The following is a 22,607-nucleotide window of genomic DNA, read 5'->3' on the forward strand; positions in this document are numbered from 1 at the left end:
TTTGTCGTAGAGGCTTTCGAGCATGAACACTGTGCGTGAAACCATCGCCGCCATCGCTACCGCCCAAGGTCGCGGGGGTGTGGGTATTGTCAGGTTGTCCGGCCCTCTGGCTGCCAAGGCCGGCCAGTTGATCACCGGCCGTACACTCACCCCTCGGCATGCCCATTACGGCCCGTTCCGCGACGATGAAGGGCTTGTACTGGATGAGGGGATCGCGCTGTTCTTCCCCGGGCCGAATTCGTTCACAGGCGAGGATGTGCTCGAACTGCAGGGCCACGGCGGACCGGTGGTCCTGGATATGTTGCTGCAGCGCTGTGTACAAGTCGGCTGCCGCCTGGCCCGCCCAGGCGAATTCAGCGAGCGCGCGTTCCTCAATGACAAACTTGACCTCGCCCAGGCCGAAGCGATTGCCGACCTGATCGAGGCCAGTTCCAGCCAGGCGGCGCGCAACGCCCTGCGTTCGCTGCAGGGGGAGTTCTCGAAACGTGTGCACAGCCTTACCGAAGCGTTGATTGCCCTGCGCATCTACGTCGAGGCGGCTATCGACTTCCCGGAAGAAGAAATCGACTTCCTCGCCGATGGCCACGTGCTGTCGATGCTCGATGCCGTACGCAGCGAGTTGTCCACTGTGCAACGCGAGGCCGGGCAAGGCGCCTTGCTGCGTGACGGCATGACGGTGGTCATCGCCGGCCGGCCGAATGCGGGCAAGTCGAGCCTGCTGAACCAGCTTGCTGGCCGGGAAGCGGCGATTGTCACCGACATTGCCGGTACCACCCGGGACATCCTGCGGGAACATATCCACATCGACGGCATGCCACTGCACGTCGTCGATACGGCCGGTTTGCGCGATACCGACGACCATGTGGAAAAGATCGGCGTGGAGCGCGCCCTGAAGGCCATTGGCGAGGCTGACCGTGTGTTGCTGGTGGTCGACTCCACCGCGCCCGAGGCCAGCGACCCGTTCGCTTTGTGGCCGGAATTTCTCGACCAGCGGCCAGACCCAGCCAAGGTCACGCTCATCCGTAACAAGGCCGACCTGAGTGGTGAACGGGTCGCGCTGGAGCAGTGTGATGACGGCCATGTGACGATCACCCTCAGCGCCAAAGGCGACGATGCAGGGCTGAAACTGCTGCGCGACCATCTGAAGGCCTGCATGGGTTACGAACAGACTGCAGAGAGTGGTTTCAGTGCCCGTAGGCGCCATCTGGATGCCTTGCGCCAAGCCAGCGAACACCTTGAGCACGGCCGTGCTCAGTTGACCCTGGCGGGTGCAGGAGAGCTGCTGGCTGAGGACTTGCGCCAGGCACAACATGCCCTGGGCGAAATTACCGGGGCATTCAGCTCGGATGATTTGTTGGGGCGGATTTTCTCCAGCTTCTGCATCGGCAAATAATCCACAGCAGGCGAGATCAAGAGCCGCTCCCTCGGGAGCGGCTTTATTTTGCCTGCAATTTCTCATCTCATGCCTTGAACAGATGGCTGTGGGAGCGGGTTTACCCGTGACGAGGCCCTCGAAACTGACACATCACTCATCCACAGAAGGCAATCTGGGCTCAGGAGCCCTGTGGAAAACCCGCCTTCAGCTCCGTTGATAAGCAGGCTTTTTTTCTGAGGAAAATCTGGCCTGTGGGTAAAGAGCCATTTAATCCACAGGCTAAATCGTGTTATCCATACCCCTCATGGCACTCCAACCACAGGGTTTAATTTCTCTCTACACACCATGAACAAAGGGCTACAGAACCTTATCCACAGACAAGGCTGTGTATAAGAATAAACATAAAAACAAAGCTTTTTTAAATTTCTCCTCTTTGTTTTCTGTTGTTTGCCACTCATCCACAGACTGGTCAAAATTTGCTCAGACGGTTTCTTTAAAGGGGGTGAAGTCCCTATACTTGTCCGCTTACCTTCTCTATTCGCAAAAACAGGCACGAGGTGCGTGGTGGATTTCCCTTCCCGTTTTGAAGTGATCGTCATCGGCGGCGGCCATGCCGGTACCGAGGCTGCGCTTGCGTCTGCACGCATGGGTGTGAAAACCCTGCTGTTGACCCATAACGTGGAAACCCTCGGTCACATGAGCTGCAACCCCGCCATAGGCGGTATCGGCAAAAGCCATCTGGTCAAAGAGATCGATGCCCTCGGTGGCGCCATGGCGCTGGCCACCGACAAGAGCGGCATCCAGTTCCGCGTTCTGAACAACCGCAAGGGCCCGGCCGTACGTGCCACCCGAGCACAGGCCGACCGCGCCATCTACAAGGCAGTGGTGCGTGAAATCCTGGAAAACCAGCCGAACCTGTGGATATTCCAGCAGTCCTGCGACGACCTGATCGTCGAGCAGGACCAGGTCAAAGGCGTGGTGACCCAGATGGGCCTGCGTTTCTTCGCCGAATCGGTGGTACTGACCACCGGTACCTTCCTCGGCGGCCTTATCCACATTGGTTTGCAAAACCATTCCGGCGGCCGCGCCGGTGATCCGCCTTCGATCGCCCTGGCCCACCGCATGCGTGAGCTGCCGCTGCGCGTCGGCCGCCTGAAAACCGGTACGCCGCCACGCATCGATGGCCGCTCGGTGGACTTCTCGGTGATGACCGAGCAGCCAGGCGATACGCCGATCCCGGTGATGTCGTTCATGGGCAATGCCGAAATGCACCCGCGTCAGGTGAGCTGCTGGATTACCCACACCAATGCGCGCACCCACGAGATCATCGCCTCGAACCTCGACCGTTCGCCGATGTACTCGGGTGTGATCGAAGGTGTCGGTCCGCGCTACTGCCCGTCGATCGAAGACAAGATCCACCGCTTCGCCGACAAGGAAAGCCACCAGGTGTTCATTGAGCCGGAAGGCCTGACCACCCATGAGCTGTACCCCAACGGTATTTCCACATCGCTGCCGTTCGACGTGCAGCTGGAACTGGTGCGTTCGATCCGTGGCATGGAAAACGCCCACATCGTGCGCCCGGGCTATGCCATCGAATACGACTACTTCGACCCGCGCGACCTCAAGTACAGCCTCGAAACCAAAGTCATCGGCGGCCTGTTCTTCGCCGGGCAGATCAACGGCACCACCGGTTACGAAGAAGCCGGCGCCCAAGGCCTGCTGGCCGGTACCAACGCCGCACTGCGAGCGCAGGGCCGTGACAGCTGGTGCCCGCGCCGCGACGAGGCGTACATCGGCGTACTGGTCGACGACCTGATTACCCTGGGTACCCAGGAGCCGTACCGCATGTTCACTTCGCGTGCCGAGTACCGACTGATCCTGCGAGAAGACAACGCCGACCTGCGCCTGACCGAAAAGGGCCGCGAACTCGGCCTGATCGACGACCAACGCTGGGCCGCCTTCTGCACCAAGCGCGACGGCATCGAACGCGAGGAGCAGCGCCTGAAGTCGACCTGGGTGCGCCCGAACACCGAGCAAGGCCAAGCCATTGTGGATAAGTTCGGTACCCCGCTCAGCCATGAGTACAGCCTGCTCAACCTGTTGGCGCGCCCCGAAATCGACTACGCCGGGCTGATCGAGGCAACCGGCGGCGAAGCGATCGATCCACAGGTCGCCGAGCAGGTCGAAATCCGCACCAAATACGCCGGTTACATCGATCGCCAGCAAGACGAAATCGCCCGCCTGCGTGCCAGCGAAGATACCCGCCTGCCTGTGGATATCGACTACTCGACCATTTCCGGCCTGTCCAAGGAGATCCAGGGCAAGCTTGGCCAGACCCGTCCGGAAACGTTGGGCCAGGCTTCGCGCATCCCGGGCGTGACCCCGGCGGCGATTTCCCTGTTGCTGATTCACTTGAAAAAACGCGGCGCTGGCCGCGAATTGGAGCAAAGCGCTTGAGTTCCCTGGTCACCCCGCAACACGCAGAAGAGTTGTCCACAGGTGCCCGCCAGCTTGGTGTCGAGCTGAGCACCGAGCATCACGAAAAGCTGCTCGGCTACCTGGCCCTGTTGATCAAATGGAACAAAGCCTACAATCTCACCGCCGTGCGCGACCCCGACGAGATGGTGTCGCGCCACCTGCTGGACAGCCTCAGCGTCATGCCGTTTATCCACAGCGAGTGTGTCAACTGGCTGGATGTGGGCAGTGGCGGTGGCATGCCCGGCATTCCCTTGGCTATCCTGCATCCGGACAAGCGGGTGACTGTGCTGGACGCCAATGGCAAGAAGACCCGCTTCCTGACCCAAGTGAAAATGGAGCTCAAGCTGGACAACCTCACGGTTATCCACAGCCGGGTCGAGGCCTTCCAGCCAGCGCAGCCGTTCGACGGCATCATCTCCCGTGCCTTCAGCAGCATGGAGAACTTCACCAACTGGACCCGCCACCTGGGCGACACCGGGACGCAATGGCTTGCAATGAAGGGGCTGCATCCTGCCGATGAACTGGTAGCATTGCCCGCAGACTTCACAGTGGAAAGCGAACAGGCCCTGACCGTTCCGGGTTGCCAGGGCCAGCGCCATCTGCTGATACTGCGCCGCAAGGCATGACTGGGAACACACGCAACAATGGCTAAGGTATTCGCAATCGCGAACCAGAAAGGTGGTGTGGGCAAGACAACCACCTGTATCAATCTCGCCGCCTCGCTGGCGGCGACCAAGCGTCGTGTGCTGCTGATCGACCTCGATCCGCAGGGCAACGCCACCATGGGCAGCGGTGTGGACAAGCACGAGCTCGAGCACTCGGTGTACGACCTGCTGATCGGGGAATGCGATCTGGCCCAGGCCATGCATTACTCCGAGCACGGCGGTTTCCAGTTGCTGCCGGCCAACCGCGACCTGACCGCCGCCGAGGTGGTGCTGCTGGAAATGCAGGTCAAGGAAAGCCGTCTGCGCAACGCGCTGGCGCCCATCCGCGATAACTACGACTACATCCTCATCGACTGCCCACCGTCGCTGTCGATGCTGACGCTTAACGCCCTGGTTGCTTCCGATGGCGTGATCATCCCCATGCAGTGCGAGTACTACGCACTGGAAGGGCTCAGTGACCTTGTGGATAACATCAAGCGCATCGCCGCCCGGTTGAACCCGGAGCTGAAGATCGAAGGCCTGCTGCGGACCATGTACGATCCGCGGCTGAGCCTGAACAACGATGTTTCGGCGCAGCTGAAGGAGCACTTTGGCCCGCAGCTGTACGACACGGTCATTCCGCGCAACATTCGCTTGGCCGAGGCCCCGAGCTTCGGCATGCCGGCACTGGCTTACGACAAGCAATCGCGAGGCGCGCTGGCTTATCTGGCCCTGGCCGGGGAACTGGTACGCCGCCAACGCCGTCAATCACGCACTGCACAAACAACTTAAGGAATCCGTATGGCCGTCAAGAAACGGGGTCTCGGACGTGGGTTGGATGCACTGCTCAGTGGTCCTTCCGTCAGCGCGCTCGAAGAGCAGGCTGTGAAGATCGACCAGAAAGAACTGCAACACCTGCCGGTCGAGCTGATCCAGCGTGGCAAGTACCAGCCGCGCCGGGACATGGACCCGGAGGCGCTGGAAGAGCTTGCGCACTCGATTCGTAACCATGGTGTGATGCAGCCGATCGTGGTGCGCCCGATCGGCGACAACCGCTACGAGATCATCGCCGGTGAACGCCGCTGGCGCGCCACGCAGCAGGCCGGCCTGGACACGATCCCGGCCATGGTCCGCGACGTGGCCGATGAGGCGGCCATTGCCATGGCGCTGATCGAGAACATCCAGCGCGAAGACCTCAACCCGCTGGAAGAGGCCCTGGCCCTTCAGCGCCTGCAGCAGGAATTCGAGCTCACCCAGCAGCAGGTAGCCGACGCCGTAGGCAAGTCGCGGGTGACCGTGGCCAACCTGCTGCGTCTGATCACGCTGCCTGAGGCGATCAAGACCATGCTCGCCCACGGCGACCTGGAGATGGGTCACGCCCGCGCATTGCTCGGTCTGGAAGAAAACCGTCAGGAGGAGGGGGCGCGTCATGTTGTCGCACGTGGCCTCACCGTGCGCCAAACTGAGGCACTGGTGCGTCAGTGGCTCAGTGACAAGCCTGATCCGGTCGAACCGAGCAAACCTGATCCGGATATCGCACGCCTTGAACAGCGGCTCGCAGAGCGCCTGGGCTCGGCTGTCCAGATCCGTCATGGCAACAAGGGCAAAGGCCAGTTGGTTATTCGTTACAACTCCCTTGACGAGTTGCAAGGCGTGCTTGCTCACATCCGCTGAAACAATTCCTGTTGTAGCGCGCAGTCGGAAATCACTACCGAAGAGTTGAATAGGGGTTAATCCCCCCCTATACTCTGCGCGCATTTTGTCGGCACAAATTATGCCAAGTCATAACTGACTTGTTGGTCGACTTCCGAGGAGCAGTTGTGATGGAAATCCGCACGCCAAACCGCCTGCCTTTCCATCGCTGGGCGGTTTTTCCGGTACTGCTGGCTCAATTCGTCGTACTACTGCTGGCAACCTTGGTGTTGTGGCAGTGGAAAGGGGCGGTCAGTGGATATTCAGGCCTTTGCGGAGGTTTGATTGCCTGGCTGCCCAATGTGTATTTCGCCTGGAAGGCTTTTCGCTTCAGCGGAGCTCGGGCGGCACAAGCCATCGTCAAGTCGTTTTACGCTGGCGAGGCAGGCAAGATGATTTTGACGGCAGTGCTTTTTGCACTGACCTTTGCAGGAGTGAAGCCATTGGCGCCGTTAGCAGTATTCGGCGTCTTCGTGCTGACCCTTTTGGTCAGCTGGTTCGCGCCCCTGCTGATGAATAAAAGACTTTCGAGACCTTAGGGCGTTTGAGGCAACCATGGCAGCAGAAACCGCTTCGGGCTATATCCAGCACCACTTGCAGAACCTGACCTACGGTCAACTACCAGACGGCAGCTGGGGCTTCGCCCATTCGGCTGCAGAAGCCAAGGCAATGGGCTTCTGGGCGTTCCACCTGGACACCCTGGGTTGGTCCGTCGCGCTGGGTCTGATCTTCCTGTTCATCTTCCGCATGGCGGCGAAGAAGGCGACTTCCGGCCAACCTGGCGGTCTGCAGAACTTCGTTGAAGTGATGGTCGACTTCGTCAACGGCAGCGTGAAGGACTCCTTCCACGGCCGTAGCCCGGTAATCGCTCCGCTGGCGCTGACCATTTTCGTCTGGGTATTCCTGATGAACGCCGTCGACCTGGTACCGGTCGACTGGATTCCTCAGCTGGCCATCCTGATTTCCGGTGACCCGCACATTCCGTTCCGCGCCGTGTCGACCACCGACCCGAACGCGACCCTGGCCATGGCCTTCTGCGTGTTCGCCCTGATCATCTTCTACAGCATCAAGGTCAAGGGCCTGGGCGGCTTCATCGGTGAGCTGACCCTGCACCCGTTCGGCAGCAAGAACATCTTCGTTCAGATCCTGCTGATTCCGGTCAACTTCCTGCTGGAATTCGTCACCCTGATCGCCAAGCCGATCTCGCTGGCACTGCGTCTGTTCGGCAACATGTATGCCGGCGAACTGGTGTTCATCCTGATCGCAGTCATGTTCGGCTCCGGCCTGCTGTGGCTGAGCGGCCTGGGTGTGGTGCTGCAATGGGCGTGGGCTGTGTTCCACATCCTGATCATCACCCTGCAAGCTTTCATCTTCATGATGCTGACCATCGTCTACCTGTCGATGGCGCACGAAGATAACCATTAAGACCGCCTGGCGTGTCTGATAGCCTTCTTCGCCTGTTCGGGGGGAGGGCTTAAAAAGTCCGCAAGGGCAGCTGTACTCACGATTTGTTTTACCGCTTCAAACTAAAAACCTAACCAATACGACGTAAAAGTCGGGAGGAAAGATGGAAACTGTAGTTGGTCTGACCGCTATCGCTGTTGCTCTGCTGATCGGCCTGGGTGCTCTGGGTACCGCCATTGGTTTCGGCCTGCTGGGCGGCAAATTCCTGGAAGGCGCTGCTCGTCAACCAGAAATGGTTCCGATGCTGCAGGTTAAAATGTTCATCGTTGCCGGTCTGCTCGACGCCGTAACCATGATCGGTGTTGGTATCGCTCTGTTCTTCACCTTCGCGAATCCGTTCGTTGGTCAGATCGCCGGCTAATCACTCGTCACCACGAGTTGATGGCTGTATGAATTAAGACCGAGCGAGGTGTTGGCGTGAACATTAATGCAACCCTGATTGGCCAATCCGTTGCTTTTCTGATTTTTGTACTCTTCTGCATGAAGTATGTATGGCCTCCGGTCATCACTGCTCTGCAAGAGCGCCAAAAGAAGATTGCCGACGGCTTGGACGCTGCCAACCGCGCAGCTCGCGACCTGGAGCTGGCCCAAGAGAAAGCGGGTCAGCAACTGCGTGAAGCTAAAGCACAGGCAGCCGAAATCATTGAGCAAAGCAAGAAACGCGCTGCTCAGCTTGTCGACGAAGCCCGTGAACAGGCCCGCGTCGAAGCTGACCGTGTGAAGGCTCAGGCTCTGGCCGAGATCGAACAGGAACTGAACAGCGCTAAAGACGCCCTGCGTGCCCAAGTGGGTGCCCTGGCCGTTGGCGGTGCCGAAAAGATCCTTGGCGCCACAATCGATCAAAACGCGCATGCGGAGCTGGTTAACAAACTGGCCGCTGAAATTTAAGCGAGGGCGATCATGGCAGAACTGACCACGTTGGCCCGACCTTACGCTAAGGCTGCCTTTGAGCATGCCCAGGCCCATCAGCAACTGGCCAATTGGTCAGCCATGCTCGGCCTGGCTGCTGCGGTGTCGCAAGACGACACCATGCAGCGCCTGCTCAAGGCCCCGCGACTGACGAGCGCAGAAAAGGCCGCCACGTTCATTGACGTGTGCGGTGACAAGTTCAATGCACAGGCACAGAATTTCATTCATGTTGCCGCGGAAAACGACCGTCTCCTGCTTCTGCCGGAGATTGCCGCCCTGTTCGACCTGTACAAGGCCGAGCAAGAAAAATCCGTGGACGTGGAAGTCACCAGTGCCTTCGCGTTGAACCAAGAACAGCAAGACAAACTCGCCAAGGTTCTCAGTGCACGGTTAGGCCAGGAAGTGCGCCTGCACGCGTCGGAGGATGCCAGCCTGATTGGCGGCGTCGTCATCCGCGCTGGTGACCTGGTAATCGATGGCTCTGTTCGCGGCAAAATCGCGAAACTGGCCGAAGCATTGAAATCTTGAGTTTGAAGGGGCAGCAGAGCAATGCAGCAACTCAATCCTTCCGAAATTAGTGAAATCATCAAGGGCCGCATCGACAACCTCGATGTGAGCTCCCAAGCCCGTAACGAAGGTACCGTTGTTTCGGTATCCGACGGTATCGTGCGGATCCACGGTCTGGCCGACGTCATGTACGGCGAAATGATCGAGTTCCCTGGCAGCGTATTCGGCATGGCCCTGAACCTGGAGCAAGACTCCGTAGGTGCAGTGATCCTGGGTGCATACGACACCCTCGCCGAAGGCATGAGCGCCAAGTGCACCGGCCGCATCCTGGAAGTTCCTGTTGGTAAGGAACTGCTGGGCCGCGTCGTTGACGCACTGGGCAACCCGATCGACGGTAAAGGTCCTCTGGGCAACACCCAGACCGACGCAGTCGAGAAAGTGGCTCCAGGCGTGATCTGGCGTAAGTCGGTAGACCAGCCTGTACAGACTGGCTACAAGTCCGTCGACGCCATGATCCCTGTCGGCCGTGGCCAGCGCGAGCTGATCATCGGTGACCGTCAGATCGGCAAGACCGCCATGGCCATCGACGCCATCATCAACCAGAAAGACTCCGGTATTTTCTGTGTTTATGTTGCTGTCGGCCAGAAGCGTTCCACCGTTGCCAACATCGTTCGCAAGCTGGAAGAATCCGGCGCTCTGGCCAACACCATCGTGGTCGTTGCCAGTGCATCGGAATCCGCCGCACTGCAGTTCCTGGCGCCATACGCCGGCTGCACCATGGGCGAGTTCTTCCGTGACCGCGGTGAAGACGCCCTGATCGTTTACGATGACCTGTCCAAGCAGGCCGTTGCTTACCGTCAGATCTCCCTGCTGCTGCGCCGTCCACCAGGACGTGAAGCATACCCAGGCGACGTGTTCTATCTCCACTCCCGTCTGCTGGAGCGTGCTTCGCGCGTTTCGGAAGAGTACGTCGAGAAGTTCACCAACGGCGCAGTCACTGGCAAAACCGGTTCCCTGACCGCTCTGCCGATCATCGAAACCCAGGCTGGCGACGTTTCCGCGTTCGTTCCGACCAACGTGATTTCCATCACCGACGGTCAGATCTTCCTGGAATCGGCCATGTTCAACTCGGGCATCCGCCCTGCAGTGAACGCCGGTGTTTCGGTATCCCGCGTAGGTGGTGCCGCTCAGACCAAGATCATCAAGAAGCTGTCCGGTGGTATTCGTACCGCGCTGGCTCAGTACCGTGAACTGGCTGCATTCGCCCAGTTCGCGTCCGATCTGGACGAAGCGACCCGCAAGCAGCTGGAGCATGGTCAGCGCGTTACCGAGCTGATGAAGCAGAAGCAGTACGCGCCAATGTCCATCGCAGACATGGCCCTGTCGCTGTACGCCGCTGAGCGTGGCTTCCTGACTGACGTAGAAGTCTCCAAGATCGGCAGCTTCGAGCAAGCACTGATCGCCTTCTTCAACCGTGATCACGCCGAACTGATGGCGAAGATCAACGTGAAGGGTGACTTCAACGACGAAATCGACGCTGGCCTGAAAGCCGGTATCGAGAAGTTCAAGGCCACCCAGACCTGGTAAGCCGCAGCGGGGGCCGTGGCCCCCGCTTGCTAACCTGATAGGTGATACATGGCAGGCGCAAAAGAGATTCGCAGTAAGATTGCGAGCATCAAAAGCACGCAAAAAATTACCAGCGCCATGGAGAAAGTGGCGGTCAGCAAAATGCGCAAGGCACAAATGCGCATGGCTGCTAGCCGTCCTTACGCGGAGCGTATCCGCCAGGTGATCGGTCATCTGGCCAACGCCAACCCGGAATATCGCCACCCGTTCATGATCGAGCGCCCTGTAAAGCGCGCCGGTTATATAGTGGTGAGCAGTGACCGTGGTCTGTGCGGTGGCTTGAACACCAACCTGTTCAAGGCCCTGGTCAAGGACATGAGCGCAAACCGCGAACAGGGCGTGGAAATCGACCTGTGCGTGATCGGCAGCAAGGGTGCGACTTTCTTCCGCATCTTTGGCGGCAACGTCGTAGCCGCGATCAGCCACTTGGGCGAAGAGCCATCGATCAACGATCTGATCGGCTCCGTCAAAGTGATGCTGGACGCCTACCTGGACGGCCGTATCGATCGCCTCTCGGTGGTTTCGAACAAGTTCATCAACACCATGACCCAGAAGCCAACGGTCGAGCAATTGGTACCGTTGGTGGCAACCCCGGATCAGGATCTCAAGCATCACTGGGATTACCTGTACGAACCCGACGCAAAAGAGCTGCTGGACGGCTTGATGGTGCGTTACGTGGAGTCGCAGGTGTACCAGGCGGTGGTCGAGAACAACGCTGCTGAACAAGCGGCCCGGATGATCGCCATGAAGAACGCCACAGACAACGCCGGTGATTTGATCAAAGAGCTTCAGTTGATCTACAACAAGGCGCGTCAGGCTGCGATCACCCAGGAGATCTCGGAAATCGTCGGCGGCGCTGCCGCGGTTTAACGGTTCACATATTCAGAGGATCCAGCTATGAGTAGCGGACGTATCGTTCAAATCATCGGCGCCGTCATCGACGTGGAATTCCCACGTGACGTCGTGCCGAGTGTTTACAACGCGCTGAAAGTACAAGGCGCGGAAACCACCCTGGAAGTTCAGCAGCAGCTGGGCGACGGCGTGGTTCGTACCATTGCGATGGGCTCGACCGAAGGCCTGAAGCGCGGTCTGGAAGTCGTTGACTCCGGCGCTGCCATTTCCGTTCCTGTTGGTAAGGCCACCCTGGGCCGTATCATGGACGTACTGGGCAACCCGATCGACGAAGCCGGCCCGATCGGCGAAGAAGAGCGTCGCGGTATCCACCAGCCAGCGCCTTCGTTCGCTGACCAGGCAGGCGGCAACGACCTGCTGGAAACCGGCATCAAGGTTATCGACCTGGTTTGCCCGTTCGCCAAGGGTGGTAAAGTTGGTCTGTTCGGTGGTGCCGGTGTCGGCAAGACCGTAAACATGATGGAACTGATCCGTAACATCGCCATGGAACACAGCGGTTACTCCGTGTTCGCTGGTGTGGGTGAGCGTACTCGTGAGGGTAACGACTTCTACCACGAGATGAAGGACTCCAACGTTCTCGACAAGGTAGCGCTGGTCTACGGTCAGATGAACGAGCCACCAGGAAACCGTCTGCGCGTAGCGCTGACTGGCCTGACCATGGCTGAGAAGTTCCGTGACGAAGGTAACGACGTTCTGCTGTTCGTCGACAACATCTATCGTTACACCCTGGCCGGTACCGAAGTATCCGCACTGCTGGGCCGTATGCCTTCGGCAGTAGGTTACCAGCCGACCCTGGCTGAAGAGATGGGCGTTCTGCAAGAGCGCATCACTTCCACCAAGGAAGGTTCGATCACCTCCGTTCAGGCCGTATACGTACCTGCGGACGACTTGACCGACCCGTCGCCAGCGACCACCTTCGCCCACTTGGACGCCACCGTCGTTCTGTCCCGTGACATCGCCTCCCTGGGCATCTACCCAGCGGTCGACCCACTGGACTCGACTTCGCGCCAGCTGGACCCGAACGTGATCGGCAACGAGCACTACGACACCGCTCGTGGCGTTCAGTATGTTCTGCAGCGCTACAAAGAGCTGAAGGACATCATCGCGATCCTGGGTATGGACGAACTGTCCGAGACCGACAAGCAACTGGTAGCCCGCGCTCGTAAGATCCAGCGCTTCCTGTCGCAGCCGTTCTTCGTGGCCGAAGTCTTCACTGGTTCGCCAGGCAAGTACGTTTCCCTGAAAGACACCATCGCTGGCTTCAGCGGCATCCTCAAAGGTGACTACGACCACCTGCCAGAACAAGCGTTCTACATGGTCGGCAGCATCGACGAAGCGATCGAGAAAGCCAAGAAACTGTAATTCCTGCGCCCCGCAAGGGGCGCTATCAGGTTGAGGCAAGCAGATGGCTATGACAGTCCATTGCGATATCGTCAGCGCGGAAGGAGAGATTTTCTCCGGCCTGGTCGAGATGGTAGTTGCGCACGGTAACCTGGGTGATCTCGGTATCGCTCCAGGCCACGCGCCGCTGATCACCAATCTCAAGCCTGGTCCGATCACGCTGACCAAGCAGGGTGGCGCCCATGAGGTGTTCTACATCTCTGGTGGCTTCCTCGAGGTTCAGCCAAACATGGTCAAGGTGCTTGCCGATACCGTGCAACGTGCTGCAGACCTGGATGAAGCTCAGGCTCAGGAAGCCCTCAAGGCTGCTGAGAACGCCCTGAATCTGAAAGGCGCGGACTTCGACTACGGTGCCGCCGCCGCACGTCTGGCCGAGGCCGCAGCCCAGCTGCGTACCGTCCAGCAAATGCGCAAAGGCAAGTAATCGGCCTTTGGCTGATAACTTCTGTTGCGATTGAGTAAAAGGGTAGCCTCGGCTACCCTTTTTCTTTTTTTCTGATTTTTCCCCCCCCGGTCATTTCACTGACCGCCCAGGATTGGTAGCCAGTAATGTCACTCGATATCGTTATTCTCGCCGCCGGCCAAGGCACCCGCATGCGCTCGGCGCTGCCCAAGGTGCTGCACCCGGTAGCCGGCAACTCCATGCTCGGCCATGTTATCCACAGTGCGCGCCAACTGCAGCCGCAAGGTATTCATGTTGTGATTGGCCATGGTGCCGAGCTGGTTCGCGAGCGCCTGGCCGCTGACGACCTCAACTTCGTCATGCAGGATAAGCAGCTGGGTACCGGCCATGCTGTTGCCCAGGCTCTGCCGGCGCTGACTGCCGACACCGTGCTGGTGTTGTACGGTGACGTGCCGATGATCGAAGTGGAGACCCTGCAGCGCCTGTTGGCCAAGGCCAACGACCAGCAGCTGGGCCTGCTCACGGTTACCCTGGACGACCCGACAGGTTATGGCCGTATCGTCCGTGACGAGCAGGGCAAGGTAACTGCCATCGTTGAGCACAAGGACGCCAACGACGTGCAGAAAGCGATCAAGGAAGGCAACACCGGTATCTTGGCATTGCCAGCTGCGCGCCTGGCTGACTGGATGGGCCGTCTGTCGAACAACAACGCCCAGGGCGAGTATTACCTGACCGACGTCATCGCCATGGCAGTGGCCGATGGCCTGGTGGTGGCTACCGAGCACCCGCACGACCCGATGGAAGTGCAGGGCGCCAATGACCGCCGCCAGCTGTCCGAGCTGGAGCGTCACTACCAGCTGCGTGAAGGCCGCCGCCTGATGGCCCAGGGTGTAACCCTGCGCGACCCGGCACGTTTCGATGTACGGGGCGAAGTGACCGTTGGCCGTGACGTGCTGATCGACATCAACGTGATTCTCGAAGGCAAGGTGGTCATCGAGGACGATGTGCAGATCGGCCCTAACTGCGTGATCAAGAACACCACCCTGCGCAAAGGCGCGGTGGTCAAGGCTAACAGCCACCTTGAAGGCGCCGTGATGGGCGAGGGTAGCGATGCCGGCCCGTTCGCCCGCCTGCGCCCAGGCAGCGTGCTGGATGCCAAAGCCCATGTGGGTAACTTCGTGGAACTGAAAAACGCCCACTTGGGCGAAGGCGCCAAGGCCGGTCACCTGACCTACCTGGGCGATGCCGAAATCGGTGCGCGCACCAATATTGGCGCCGGTACCATCACCTGCAACTACGATGGCGCCAACAAGTTCAAGACCGTGATGGGTGAGGACGTGTTCATCGGTTCGAACAACTCGCTGGTAGCGCCTGTGGAAATTCAGGCTGGCGCGACCACCGCAGCCGGTTCGACCATCACTCAGGCCGTCGAGGCCGGTGAGCTGGCGGTGGCCCGTGCGCGCCAGCGCAACATCTCGGGCTGGAAGCGCCCGGAGAAAATCAAGAAGAGCTGATTTGTTCACAGCTATTTCGATCGAAAGCCGACTTATGTGAGTAAGTCGGCTTTTTTATTGGCTTTTTGCGGTGCCTGTAGGACGGTATCGAACCGGCAAAACTATCCACAGGGCAGCGACAGCTTGACGAATCATTCATCTTAGGTTTTGATTGCAACCATTATCTTTCGAAACGAAACTTAAGCACTCATGTCGAAACGAAATACCCCGCAGCGGCGGCACAACATCCTGGCGTTGCTCAGTGAGCAGGGCGAGGTGAGCGTGGACGCTTTGGCCAAACGTTTCGAGACTTCGGAAGTCACCATTCGCAAAGATCTCGCCGCTCTCGAAACCAACGGCCTGCTGCTACGCCGCTACGGCGGAGCGGTACCCGTGCCGCAAGAACTGCTCGGTGAGCCGGCCCAGCCTGTGTCTTCCTACAAGAAGGCCATCGCCCGTGCCGCTGTTGGTCGAATCCGCGAACATGCGCGCATCATCATCGACAGCGGCAGCACCACGGCAGCCATGATCCCTGAGCTGGGGCGTCAGCCCGGCCTGGTGGTGATGACCAATTCGCTGAATGTGGCCCGTGCCATCAGCGACCTTGAACACGAGCCGGTGCTGCTGATGACCGGCGGTACCTGGGACCCGCATTCCGAGTCGTTCCAGGGCCAGGTGGCCGAGCAGGTTTTGCGCTCTTACGATTTCGACCAGCTGTTCATCGGTGCCGATGGCATTGACCTCGGCCGGGGGACCACCACCTTCAACGAACTGCTCGGGCTTAGCCGGGTCATGGCTGAAGTTGCCCGCGAAGTGATCGTGATGGTCGAGTCGGACAAGGTGGGGCGCAAGATCCCCAACCTCGAGCTGCCCTGGAGCAGCGTGCACACCCTTATTACAGACGAACGACTGCCCGCAGCGGCACGTGAACAAATTCAAGCCCGCGGCATCAACCTGATCTGCGCCGCGATCAGCCAGGAGCAATAAAACATGTGTGGAATCGTTGGTGCCATCGCCGAGCGCAATATCACTGCCATCCTGATCGAAGGCCTCAAGCGTCTGGAGTACCGCGGGTACGACAGCGCAGGCCTGGCCGTCCTTACCCAAGGCGGTGAATTGCAGCGCCGTCGCCGCATCGGCAAGGTCAGTGAGCTGCAAGCCGCTGTAGCGGCTGACCCACTGGCTGGCCAGCTGGGTATCGCCCATACCCGTTGGGCTACCCACGGTGCGCCGACCGAAGGCAACGCTCACCCGCACTTCTCGGGCAATGAAGTGGCGGTGGTGCACAACGGTATCATCGAGAACCACGAAGAGCTGCGTGAAGAGCTGAAAGGCCTGGGCTACACCTTCACTTCGCAGACCGACACCGAAGTGATCGTCCACCTTATCCACAACACCCTGAAGAGCACTCCAGACCTGGCCGATGCGCTGAAAGCCGCCGTCAAGCGTCTGCATGGCGCTTATGGCCTGGCACTGGTCAGCGCCAAGCAGCCCGACCGACTGGTAGCTGCACGCAGCGGCAGCCCTCTGGTCATTGGCCTGGGCCTTGGCGAAAACTTCCTGGCGTCCGACCAGTTGGCCCTGCGCCAGGTCACTGACCGCTTCATGTATCTGGAAGAAGGCGACATCGCTGAAATTCGCCGTGACCAGGTCACCATCTGGGACGAGAACGGCCACAAGGTCCAGCGCGAAACCGTGCAGTACCATGAAGGTGCCGAGGCTGCTGACAAGGGCAACTATCGCCACTTCATGCTCAAGGAAATCCACGAGCAGCCAAGCGTCGTTCAACGCACCCTGGAAGGCCGCCTGGGCAAGGACAACGTGATGGTCCAGGCTTTCGGCCCGAAGGCTGCCGAACTGTTCGCCAAGGTGCGCAATGTGCAGATCGTTGCCTGCGGAACCAGCTACCACGCAGGCATGGTCGCCCGTTACTGGCTGGAAAGCTTGGCCGGTATCCCCTGCCAGGTGGAAGTGGCCAGCGAGTTCCGTTACCGCAAGGTGGTGGTGCAACCGGATACCCTGTTCGTCTCGATCTCGCAGTCCGGCGAAACCGCCGATACCCTGGCTGCGCTGCGCAACGCCAAGGAGCTGGGCTTCCTCGGCAGCCTGGCAATCTGCAACGTGGGCATCAGCTCGCTGGTACGCGAGTCGGACCTGACCCTGTTGACCTTGGCTGGCCCGGAAATCGGTGTGGCCTCGACCAAAGCCTTCACCACCCAGCTGGTGTCGCTGATGCTGCTGACCTTGGCCCTGGGCCAGGTGCGCGGTACCCTGGAAGCCGGTGTCGAAGCCGAGCTGGTTGAAGAACTGCGTCGCCTGCCAACCCGCCTGGGCGAAGCACTGGCGATGGACGCCACTGTCGAGAAGATCGCCGAGCTGTTCGCTGATAAACACCACACCCTGTTCCTTGGCCGTGGTGCGCAATACCCGGTGGCGATGGAAGGTGCGCTCAAGCTCAAGGAAATCTCGTACATCCACGCTGAAGCCTACCCGGCAGGCGAGCTGAAGCACGGCCCGCTGGCGCTGGTGGACAATGACATGCCGGTGGTTACCGTTGCGCCGAACAACGAGCTGCTGGAGAAGTTGAAGTCCAACCTGCAGGAAGTGCGTGCCCGTGGTGGCGAGCTGGTCGTGTTCGCCGACGAGCAGGCTGGCATGACCAATGGTGAAGGCACCCATGTGATCAAGGTGCCGCACATTGCCGATGCCTTGGCGCCAATCCTGTACACCATTCCGCTGCAGCTGCTGTCCTACTATGTCGCCGTGCTCAAGGGTACCGACGTTGACCAGCCGCGTAACCTGGCCAAGTCGGTTACGGTTGAGTAAGTAGCGGACAGTCGCTGTTCAAGATGGCTTTGGACAATAAAGATTGACACAAAACAATAAAGTTTGACACAAGCTATTAAAGTTTGACACAACGCGTAAACCCCCGTATCTACGGGGGTTTTACGTTTCTGGGTCAAGCCGTTGGTCTGGATCCGCCGCATCGCTTTTCAGCGGGAGTAGTCTAGGAAGCCCTTCGAAGTGGCCTCGCAGCGGGCCGTATTTTCCTATTACTTTTTTTGAGAGTGAGGTGAAGCGGTCCAGGTGGACTGAGGAGGTAAGGTTGCGCGGTCGTAGGTTTGCGTCAAAGCAGGACATAGAACGGCACATCGCCAATGGATTTGGTGGCGGAGCCGGAGCCGGTTACTTGCCTTGGTTGCGTGTGCAGGATGTCCCGTCGAGAGGACGCTCCCACAAAATCCTGGGCGTTAAGGTCGAACGCCTTCACCACCTCCTGTCCGACCTCGAACGGGCATACCTTCTGGTCTGTGAGTTCTCTGAGGACGTAGTAGACATCCGCGAGCAGTACCCAACCAGCTTCTTGGAAAACTACAGCTTTCATGTGAGGTTGTCCTTTACAGGTCAGAGAGTGGTATCAGGCTAACTCCCTTCGTGTGCCTCAAAAACTAGCTAACCCGAGGAAGACTTTCGCCGTTTCGCTGAAGGTTGAGACGATCAGCCATTCAAGGAATGGCTGATCGTCCTAGGATGAGCGCACACGTGATGGTCGCTCAGGTAAGGCGCCGGATCAGATCGCTTTCGGTGGGAAGTCGATGTCTGTTTTCGCCACGTTGTTCAGGTAGTTCGTCAAGGTCAGCAGCGAGACCTGTGCGATTACATCGACGATTTTTGCATCGTCCAGGCCTGCCTCCCGTGCGATAGAGAGATGTTCGTCACTCACTTGGCCGCGGCTCAGTGTTACTGCTCGAGCCAGGGCTGCGACCCCATTCAGCGTGCCAGCGCGCGCTGCCAGCAAATCATCAGCGTTTAGTCCAGCCTTCCCACCGAAGAAGCTGTGAGCCGCGACGCAGTAGTCGCATCCGTTAACTTCCGATGCCGCCAGCGCCGCCACTTCACGTTCAGCAGGTGTCATGCTGTTCTTGCTCAGCGCTTGTGCCAGAGCGAGGTAACCTCCCAAGGCTGCTGGTGAGTGAGCCAGGGTAGCGAAAGCGTTGGGGATAAAACCCAAACCTTTTTCTACGCCTTGCAGAGCAGTGCGTGCAGCAGCTGGAGCTTGGTCAATGGTCAAAGCAGCAATTCGGGTCATGATTTTGCTTCCTTCTGAGTTGTCCAATGCGGTTCTGTTCAGGCGACAGGAATAGGGTTTTCGGCCAGTGCCTGGTTGAACTGGTTGATCAGTTCATGCTCGTTTGCACCCTGGTTGGCTCGGACTGGGACGACGCGGTCAACCAGGACTTCGGTTGTCGCTGTCTCCAGTTTTTCCAAGGTCTCTTGAATGAACTCGTCCAGAGGCATGGCGCGCTCATCACCACTCTTGTGAATCAGATCGGTGTCGACCCATGGCGGCGCGATTTCCAGAACCTTGACGCTGGTGTCGCGCAGGGCAAAACGTTGCGACAGCGAGTAGGAGTGGATCGCGGCTTTGGTCGCCGAGTAGAGCGCTGTCGCGGCCAGTGGCAGATAGGCCAGTACCGAGCTGTTGTTGATGATGTAGGCATCAGGTTGACGCTTGAGATGTTCTACAAACGCAGCGCTAACACGGACCGGGCCCAGCAGGTTGGTTTGCAGCAGCCCTACAGCCTGCTCATCGTCATAATCGCCAGAACCTGGGTTGTCGAAAGGCATGATGCCGGCATTGTTGATGATGACGTTCAGCGAGGGGTGTCGACGGATAACCTCTTGTGCGACATCCTTGATCTGCTGTGCATCATTGATATCAAGCTGAACAGTGTCGATGCCGGGGTTGGAGCTGGCAATTTCATCCAGCAGCGATTGGCGTCGACCGGCGATGATGACTTTGTTCCCACGTTGGTGGAATGCTTCGGCCAGTGCACGGCCAATACCGGAGGTGCCGCCAGTGATGAAGATGGTGTTTGCGCTAGTTTTCATGATTTGTATCCTTTCAATTTGATTGATTAAACGTCGTAACGCGGTGCGAGTTTGTTGCTGGAGAGATGTCCGAACAGCGCCTTACGGCTGCTTTCGTAGAGCTCGAAATGCTGTAGGTCCTGCATGGAAGGGATGGAGATCAAGACACTGTTGTCGAAGTCTTGAAGGGCGCCATCCACCAGGTCGCTAGCTGACATCACGATGTTGGGATCCAGGTTTTCGACAGGCAGCCCCCCGATCTCCCAGAAGTCGGTGGCTGTAGCTCCTGGCAGCACCGCTTGAATCCTGATGCCTTGTTCTGCCAGCTCTTTGTGCAGCGATTGAGTGAACGCCGTTACGTAGGCTTTGCTTCCGCCGTACACGCCATTCAGTATTTCGGGTGCCAGGCTGACGATTGATGAGATATTGATGATTGCGCCCTGTTGGCGAGCGATGAAGCCTGGAACAGCGGCGTAGGTGAGTCTTGTCAGTGCAGTGACGTTGAGATTGATCATCTCGGCCATCCGCTCGATATCGCTTTCCATCAAGCTGGTGTGGGTACCGATGCCGGCGTTGTTAACCAAGAGGTTGATGCTGGCGTCTTCACGCAATTTGCGCTCGACTCGAGCCAGGTCCGTTGAGTTGGCCAGGTCAGCCTGGAAGACTTCCACGCTCTGCTGGGTCTCGTTGGTGATTCGGCTGGCGAGGGCATTGAGTCGATCACGATTGCGGGCGACCAGAACCAGGTCATAGCCACGTTGAGCCAGGCGCTCGGCGTAGATCGCGCCGATGCCGGTAGATGCGCCTGTGATCAGGGCGGTGCCTTTGTATTCCTGAGTCATGGTCCAGCTCCGTTGTTTGGGTGTGGAGCCATGATGCAAAAAAACCGATTTGTCTTAAATGACGCATACGGTCATGATTTAGGACATCAGAAAATGGAGCGTGGTAATGCATCGAGTCGGCTATCTGATCACAGACGGGTTTCAAGTGATGTCACTGGCCACCCAGGCTGTTTTTGAGTTCGCCAATATGGTGGCGGGTGAGCCTGTGTATCGAATTCAGAATTTTTCAGTGTCAGGTGGCACGGTTCGATCGTCGCTGGGCATGCATATCGATACGCTGGCGTTGGATGCTCCCGGGCTGGCTGATAGCTGGATGATCACAGGAACACTCACTCCACTTACGCCTCCTGCGGTTGAGGTGTTGTCCAGCGTGCAGGGCTTTGCACAGAGCGCTCGACGTATCGCTGGCATTTGCACAGGTGCATTCGTGCTGGCTCAAGCGGGAGTCTTGGATAACCGACGTGCGACCACTCACTGGGCCTACGCGAAAACTCTGCAGAGCATGCATCCGAGTATTGAGGTGGAAGAAGATCGGATCTTCATAGTGGACGGCCCTATCTGGACCTCGGCAGGAATGACCGCCGGCCTCGACATGGCTTTGGGGATGGTGGAAAAGGATTTAGGTACGGAGCTCGCACGTTCAGTAGCGCATAAGCTCGTCATGCATCAACGTCGTTCGGGAGGGCAGTCGCAGCACTCTGAGTTGCTCACCATGGCGCCTAAATCAGATCGAATTCAGAGCGCTCTAGACTACGCGCGCAAGCATTTGAACAGAGCATTGAGCGTGGAAGAGCTAGCAGAGGTTGTGCATCTGAGCCCGAGGCAGTTCACCCGTGTCTTTACTGCTGAAACAGGCCAGTCACCGGCGAAAGCGGTGGAGAGCCTTCGCCTGGAAGCAGCTCGACTTATGATCGAGCAAAGTCGCCATAGTCTGGACACGGTAGCAAGGGAAACAGGGTTCAGGGATCGTCGACACATGCGCGAGGTATTCATCCGAGGTTTTGGTGTTCCCCCGCAAGCAGTTCGCCGGGACGCGAGACGGGTCGGATAGAAAACGCTTTCCTATTAAACCGAACGGTTCGATACTGGGATCATGTCGATGATTTAGGTACCGAAAATGGGACGCCCTCGAAAATTCAATCGTGAGACGGTGCTGGAGAAAGCACTCCCCGTATTCTGGCAATACGGCTACTCCGGCACCTCTCTGCATCATCTTGAGACCGCTACAGGTGTCAACAAATCTGGCCTGTATTCTGAATTCAAGGACAAAGATGATCTTTTTCTGAGCGCCCTGGCGTATTACTACGCTAACCGCGGTGCGCCAGAAATCCTGACTGCTCAGCCGCACGGATGGGCAAACATCGAGCGGTTTCTTCGGCTTGGCGACCCCCAAGATAACGGATGTATGGGGTGTTTCTCCGTCAATGCTTTACGGGAATTCCCGGTGCTTTCCGAGCAGGTCCGTCAGCTGCTTGTGGATTGTCACCGTCGCCTGCTCCCGGAAATCGCTGACAATGTAAGGGCTGAGAAGACCCGACTGGCACCAGAGGTAGTCGCGGACATCATCATGGTGTTTTTCTCTGGGGTGTGCGTAGAAAGCTGCTTGCCTGCTGATGGTACAGGCGATCGCGTCAGCCATTTCATGGAAGCGCTGCGGGCTCTCTGAACAAAATTCATCCTTTTTGAACCGAATGGTTTTTTTCTCTTGCACCAGCCTTGGGGTCGTCCTATATTGAACCGATCGGTTCTTAAAGAGGCAAAGCGAGTCGGTATTTTCCTGCTCAGAAGCTCTGTCTTAACCCAAGCGTCATCCCGCAAGGAGAATCACCATGGCACTGAAGATCCATCCCATTAACCTCGGAAACATGCAGATGGATTTGAATCGCCCCGGGTTCCCTAGACACTCTCCAAGCTCAGAAAATAGCGTTTCTCATACTCTACTGGCGACAGCTGCATAGCACTGCTGTGTCGACGCTTGGGGTTATAGAA

Annotated in this window: 22 protein-coding genes and 1 pseudogene; 20 read left to right on the forward strand and 3 right to left on the reverse strand. The window is 58.4% G+C overall.

Translation table 11 applies throughout. The features are described from left to right. Positions 1-22 precede the first annotated feature (22 nt). The 18 genes and pseudogenes from mnmE to ACF8MI_RS24540 form a co-directional block, all read left to right on the forward strand. Positions 23-1,393, forward strand: coding sequence for a tRNA uridine-5-carboxymethylaminomethyl(34) synthesis GTPase MnmE (mnmE, locus tag ACF8MI_RS24455; protein WP_060499725.1), 1,371 nt, complete (start codon positions 23-25; stop codon positions 1,391-1,393). Positions 1,394-1,939: 546 nt separating this feature from the next. Then, positions 1,940-3,832: a tRNA uridine-5-carboxymethylaminomethyl(34) synthesis enzyme MnmG gene (mnmG, locus tag ACF8MI_RS24460; RefSeq protein WP_060499724.1), complete on the forward strand. Its 1,893-nt coding sequence runs from the start codon at positions 1,940-1,942 to the stop codon at positions 3,830-3,832. Then, positions 3,829-4,479, forward strand: a complete 651-nt coding sequence (rsmG, locus tag ACF8MI_RS24465; protein ID WP_104833712.1) for a 16S rRNA (guanine(527)-N(7))-methyltransferase RsmG — start codon at positions 3,829-3,831, stop codon at positions 4,477-4,479. Before mnmG ends, rsmG begins: the two co-directional genes overlap by 4 nt. Before the next feature lie 18 nt (positions 4,480-4,497). Continuing rightward, positions 4,498-5,289 (forward strand): ParA family protein, encoded by a 792-nt coding sequence (locus ACF8MI_RS24470; RefSeq protein ID WP_060499722.1) that lies wholly within the window; start codon positions 4,498-4,500, stop codon positions 5,287-5,289. A gap of 9 nt (positions 5,290-5,298) precedes the next feature. Then, on the forward strand, positions 5,299-6,171 hold the full coding sequence (locus tag ACF8MI_RS24475; RefSeq protein WP_104833713.1) for a ParB/RepB/Spo0J family partition protein: 873 nt from the start codon (positions 5,299-5,301) through the stop codon (positions 6,169-6,171). A gap of 149 nt (positions 6,172-6,320) precedes the next feature. Then, positions 6,321-6,728 (forward strand): F0F1 ATP synthase subunit I, encoded by a 408-nt coding sequence (locus ACF8MI_RS24480; RefSeq protein ID WP_008092225.1) that lies wholly within the window; start codon positions 6,321-6,323, stop codon positions 6,726-6,728. Between the two features lie 16 nt (positions 6,729-6,744). Beyond that, positions 6,745-7,614: a F0F1 ATP synthase subunit A gene (gene atpB, locus ACF8MI_RS24485; RefSeq protein ID WP_003260030.1), complete on the forward strand. Its 870-nt coding sequence runs from the start codon at positions 6,745-6,747 to the stop codon at positions 7,612-7,614. 142 nt (positions 7,615-7,756) lie between these two features. After that, entirely contained in the window at positions 7,757-8,014 is a 258-nt protein-coding gene (gene atpE / locus ACF8MI_RS24490) for a F0F1 ATP synthase subunit C (RefSeq protein ID WP_003097235.1), read from the forward strand. Positions 8,015-8,070: 56 nt separating this feature from the next. Further along, positions 8,071-8,541 carry a F0F1 ATP synthase subunit B gene (locus ACF8MI_RS24495; RefSeq protein ID WP_010955888.1) on the forward strand — a complete coding sequence of 157 codons (471 nt, stop codon included), beginning with the start codon at positions 8,071-8,073 and terminating at the stop codon, positions 8,539-8,541. Positions 8,542-8,553: 12 nt separating this feature from the next. After that, a complete protein-coding gene (locus ACF8MI_RS24500) occupies positions 8,554-9,090 on the forward strand; it encodes a F0F1 ATP synthase subunit delta (RefSeq protein ID WP_003253191.1) in 537 nt (178 codons plus the stop codon). Positions 9,091-9,111: 21 nt separating this feature from the next. Next, the gene (atpA, locus tag ACF8MI_RS24505; RefSeq protein WP_060499720.1) at positions 9,112-10,656 is read left to right on the forward strand and encodes a F0F1 ATP synthase subunit alpha; all 1,545 of its coding nucleotides are present in this window, start codon (positions 9,112-9,114) and stop codon (positions 10,654-10,656) included. A gap of 48 nt (positions 10,657-10,704) precedes the next feature. Next, positions 10,705-11,565 carry a F0F1 ATP synthase subunit gamma gene (gene atpG, locus ACF8MI_RS24510; RefSeq protein ID WP_003253195.1) on the forward strand — a complete coding sequence of 287 codons (861 nt, stop codon included), beginning with the start codon at positions 10,705-10,707 and terminating at the stop codon, positions 11,563-11,565. 27 nt (positions 11,566-11,592) lie between these two features. Beyond that, a complete protein-coding gene (gene atpD, locus ACF8MI_RS24515; RefSeq protein ID WP_016502294.1) occupies positions 11,593-12,969 on the forward strand; it encodes a F0F1 ATP synthase subunit beta in 1,377 nt (458 codons plus the stop codon). A gap of 43 nt (positions 12,970-13,012) precedes the next feature. After that, positions 13,013-13,432 (forward strand): F0F1 ATP synthase subunit epsilon, encoded by a 420-nt coding sequence (locus tag ACF8MI_RS24520; protein WP_010955886.1) that lies wholly within the window; start codon positions 13,013-13,015, stop codon positions 13,430-13,432. A gap of 125 nt (positions 13,433-13,557) precedes the next feature. After that, positions 13,558-14,925, forward strand: coding sequence for a bifunctional UDP-N-acetylglucosamine diphosphorylase/glucosamine-1-phosphate N-acetyltransferase GlmU (glmU, locus tag ACF8MI_RS24525; protein ID WP_104833715.1), 1,368 nt, complete (start codon positions 13,558-13,560; stop codon positions 14,923-14,925). A gap of 189 nt (positions 14,926-15,114) precedes the next feature. Beyond that, entirely contained in the window at positions 15,115-15,891 is a 777-nt protein-coding gene (locus ACF8MI_RS24530; protein ID WP_016712766.1) for a DeoR/GlpR family DNA-binding transcription regulator, read from the forward strand. Between the two features lie 3 nt (positions 15,892-15,894). Beyond that, entirely contained in the window at positions 15,895-17,730 is a 1,836-nt protein-coding gene (gene glmS / locus ACF8MI_RS24535; protein WP_016712765.1) for a glutamine--fructose-6-phosphate transaminase (isomerizing), read from the forward strand. A gap of 280 nt (positions 17,731-18,010) precedes the next feature. After that, positions 18,011-18,259: pseudogene (locus ACF8MI_RS24540) on the forward strand (transposase); the annotation flags it as partial. A 216-nt stretch (positions 18,260-18,475) separates the two neighbouring features. Here ACF8MI_RS24540 and ACF8MI_RS24545 read toward each other — a convergent pair. From ACF8MI_RS24545 to ACF8MI_RS24555, 3 genes are read right to left on the reverse strand one after another with little or no spacing between them, the layout of a single operon-like run. After that, complete coding sequence (locus ACF8MI_RS24545; protein WP_104833716.1) at positions 18,476-18,994, reverse strand: carboxymuconolactone decarboxylase family protein; 519 nt, start codon at positions 18,992-18,994, stop codon at positions 18,476-18,478. Between the two features lie 38 nt (positions 18,995-19,032). After that, on the reverse strand, positions 19,033-19,797 hold the full coding sequence (locus tag ACF8MI_RS24550) for an SDR family oxidoreductase (RefSeq protein WP_104833717.1): 765 nt from the start codon (positions 19,795-19,797) through the stop codon (positions 19,033-19,035). Positions 19,798-19,823: 26 nt separating this feature from the next. After that, positions 19,824-20,618 carry an SDR family oxidoreductase gene (locus tag ACF8MI_RS24555; RefSeq protein ID WP_186723335.1) on the reverse strand — a complete coding sequence of 265 codons (795 nt, stop codon included), beginning with the start codon at positions 20,616-20,618 and terminating at the stop codon, positions 19,824-19,826. A 106-nt stretch (positions 20,619-20,724) separates the two neighbouring features. On the opposite strand from ACF8MI_RS24555, the gene ACF8MI_RS24560 reads away from it, so the two are divergent. Both ACF8MI_RS24560 and ACF8MI_RS24565 read left to right on the forward strand, forming a co-directional pair. Further along, positions 20,725-21,669, forward strand: coding sequence for a GlxA family transcriptional regulator (locus tag ACF8MI_RS24560; RefSeq protein ID WP_135001771.1), 945 nt, complete (start codon positions 20,725-20,727; stop codon positions 21,667-21,669). 66 nt (positions 21,670-21,735) lie between these two features. Further along, positions 21,736-22,284, forward strand: a complete 549-nt coding sequence (locus ACF8MI_RS24565) for a TetR/AcrR family transcriptional regulator (RefSeq protein ID WP_135001770.1) — start codon at positions 21,736-21,738, stop codon at positions 22,282-22,284. The last annotated feature ends 323 nt before the right edge of the window (positions 22,285-22,607 follow it).

This window comes from Pseudomonas sp. yb_9 (genome assembly GCF_043103635.1).
GTDB lineage: Bacteria > Pseudomonadota > Gammaproteobacteria > Pseudomonadales > Pseudomonadaceae > Aquipseudomonas > Aquipseudomonas monteilii.

Excerpts from the sequence above, each read along its gene's own strand:
- ACF8MI_RS24550 (WP_104833717.1), bottom strand. The coding sequence starts at position 19,797 with ATGAAAACTAGCGCAAACACCATCTTCATCACTGGCGGCACCTCCGGT.
- glmS (WP_016712765.1), top strand. The coding sequence starts at position 15,895 with ATGTGTGGAATCGTTGGTGCCATCGCCGAGCGCAATATCACTGCCATC.
- ACF8MI_RS24475 (WP_104833713.1), top strand. The coding sequence starts at position 5,299 with ATGGCCGTCAAGAAACGGGGTCTCGGACGTGGGTTGGATGCACTGCTC.
- atpB (WP_003260030.1), top strand. The coding sequence starts at position 6,745 with ATGGCAGCAGAAACCGCTTCGGGCTATATCCAGCACCACTTGCAGAAC.
- atpD (WP_016502294.1), top strand. The coding sequence starts at position 11,593 with ATGAGTAGCGGACGTATCGTTCAAATCATCGGCGCCGTCATCGACGTG.
- atpA (WP_060499720.1), top strand. The coding sequence starts at position 9,112 with ATGCAGCAACTCAATCCTTCCGAAATTAGTGAAATCATCAAGGGCCGC.
- ACF8MI_RS24530 (WP_016712766.1), top strand. The coding sequence starts at position 15,115 with ATGTCGAAACGAAATACCCCGCAGCGGCGGCACAACATCCTGGCGTTG.
- ACF8MI_RS24500 (WP_003253191.1), top strand. The coding sequence starts at position 8,554 with ATGGCAGAACTGACCACGTTGGCCCGACCTTACGCTAAGGCTGCCTTT.
- ACF8MI_RS24545 (WP_104833716.1), bottom strand. The coding sequence starts at position 18,994 with ATGACCCGAATTGCTGCTTTGACCATTGACCAAGCTCCAGCTGCTGCA.
- ACF8MI_RS24470 (WP_060499722.1), top strand. The coding sequence starts at position 4,498 with ATGGCTAAGGTATTCGCAATCGCGAACCAGAAAGGTGGTGTGGGCAAG.
- mnmE (WP_060499725.1), top strand. The coding sequence starts at position 23 with ATGAACACTGTGCGTGAAACCATCGCCGCCATCGCTACCGCCCAAGGT.
- atpG (WP_003253195.1), top strand. The coding sequence starts at position 10,705 with ATGGCAGGCGCAAAAGAGATTCGCAGTAAGATTGCGAGCATCAAAAGC.
- ACF8MI_RS24565 (WP_135001770.1), top strand. The coding sequence starts at position 21,736 with ATGGGACGCCCTCGAAAATTCAATCGTGAGACGGTGCTGGAGAAAGCA.
- glmU (WP_104833715.1), top strand. The coding sequence starts at position 13,558 with ATGTCACTCGATATCGTTATTCTCGCCGCCGGCCAAGGCACCCGCATG.
- atpE (WP_003097235.1), top strand. The coding sequence starts at position 7,757 with ATGGAAACTGTAGTTGGTCTGACCGCTATCGCTGTTGCTCTGCTGATC.
- ACF8MI_RS24560 (WP_135001771.1), top strand. The coding sequence starts at position 20,725 with ATGCATCGAGTCGGCTATCTGATCACAGACGGGTTTCAAGTGATGTCA.
- ACF8MI_RS24480 (WP_008092225.1), top strand. The coding sequence starts at position 6,321 with ATGGAAATCCGCACGCCAAACCGCCTGCCTTTCCATCGCTGGGCGGTT.
- ACF8MI_RS24520 (WP_010955886.1), top strand. The coding sequence starts at position 13,013 with ATGGCTATGACAGTCCATTGCGATATCGTCAGCGCGGAAGGAGAGATT.
- ACF8MI_RS24555 (WP_186723335.1), bottom strand. The coding sequence starts at position 20,618 with ATGACTCAGGAATACAAAGGCACCGCCCTGATCACAGGCGCATCTACC.